This is a genomic window from Kitasatospora putterlickiae, from assembly GCF_039527695.1.
GTDB lineage: Bacteria > Actinomycetota > Actinomycetes > Streptomycetales > Streptomycetaceae > Kitasatospora > Kitasatospora putterlickiae.
In genome coordinates, this window is sequence record NZ_BAAAKJ010000419.1 from 18826 (window position 1) to 20515 (window position 1690).

Annotated in this window: 1 pseudogene; it reads left to right on the plus strand. The window is 72.0% G+C overall.

Annotated elements, in window-relative coordinates:
- A pseudogene (locus ABD308_RS35050) lies at positions 1-962 on the plus strand (hypothetical protein); the annotation flags it as partial.
- Positions 963-1690 lie beyond the last annotated feature (728 nt).

Sequence of the window (1690 nt, forward strand, 5' to 3'; positions counted from 1 at the left end):
CGCGCGCTGGAGGCCGGCGGCAGGCCGGCTACGCCGACCTGGTCGCCGCCGGCCCCCGGCTCACCGTCTCCGCCCCCGCCACCGAGGCACCCGCCCCCGCCGAGGTGCCCGACCTCCCGTTCCCCGACGCCGGCACCGCCCTGCGCTGGCTGGAGGACGAACGGCTCGCGCTCTACGGCTGCGTCCGCATCGCCGCCGAGGACGGGCTCGACGAGGAGGCGGTGGCGCTCTGCGAAGCCCTCTGGACGCACTTCCTCGACCACCGGCACTACGCCGACGTCACCGAGGCCTTCGGACGCGGCGTCGCCGCCGCCGTCCGCTCCGAACGGCTCGCCGCCACCGTCCGCATGCGCTGCCAACTCGCCCGCCCGCTCTGGGAACAGCGCCGCTACGAGGAGGCCGCCGAAGAACTGCGGCTGGCCGTCAACGGCGCCCTGCTGCTCGGCGACGCCCCCGAGGACCGCAAACTCCGCGCCTCCGCCATCGAGTTCCGCGGCAAGCTCGCCTCCGTGCGCGGCGACTGGGCGGCGGCCGTCCCCGACTTCGAGGCCGCCCGAGAGGAACACCGCGCCATCGGCAACGCCTACGGTGTGATGCTGCAGACCTACCTACTCGGCCGCGCCGCCGTCGCCCTGGGTGAACTGCCTCACGCCATCGACCTGTTGACCGAGGCGCACACCTCGGCACGCGCCCTCGGCCGGGAACGGATGACCGCCCGCACCGGCTTCGAACTCGGCAGCGCCCTCCGCGCCGCCGCCCGCTGGCCGGAAGCCGCCCGCCTCTACGAGGCCGCCCTGACCGCGGCCCGCGACCGCCGCTCCCCGGGCGACGAACTGCGCGTCCTGGAAGCCCTCACCGCCCTCAGCGAGGAGACCGCGGACACCGAAGCCGCCACCACCTACCGCGCCGCCGCCGACGCCCTCCGAATCCAGGAGGGCCCCGCCGGCACCCCGATCCCGTGATCGGCGAACGCCGGATTGAAAGTCGGCGGGCCCGACTTCCGGGTCCGCGCCCCCAGCGCGCCGGCGGTCCGGCTGACGGCCTCGACAGCCCACTTGCATAAGGTCCTGCGCCCGGAGGCGATTCTATGCGCGTAGATAGGGGGCTGGCTCAACGCTCAATCGCGAGTGGGACTGGGAAGTCGGCGGGTCCGACTTTTGAATCCGGACTCCAGTTGCGCCAGCGGGCCTGCTGGGGGTGTTGGTGGCCCGTGCTCGTCCACCTTGTCGCCGCCTGCGGGAGCTGGGGCGAGCGTGGGGTACCTAGAAGTCGGCGGGTCCGACTTTTGGATCCGCCGCATCGTTTCGGCTATCGGCATTGGAGGCCCGCGTTTGCGGTCGCCGGCGCGCGCAGGTGAGTGTGGGTTGCAAGTGGTTGTGGAGTGGAAAGTCGGCGGGTCCGACTTTTAGATCCGGCCCGGTGCTTGCCGCAAGGCCTCTATGTGCGCAGGCGGGCGTTGGGCGCCGAGTGTGGGGGAGGTGGAGTGAGAAGTCGACGGGTCCGACTTTTGGATCACGCCTGCGTCCCATCGGAAGATTCTATGCGCGTAGATCTGTGTCGGGTTCTGGGTGTGCCGATTGGGGTGGAGTGGGAAGTCGGCGGGGTCGACTTTTGAATCCCGGTGGGAGGGCGGGCGCCTGTGCGCGTAGATCGGTATGTGGTGGGGGTTGGGGGCGGAGCGGGAGGGTGG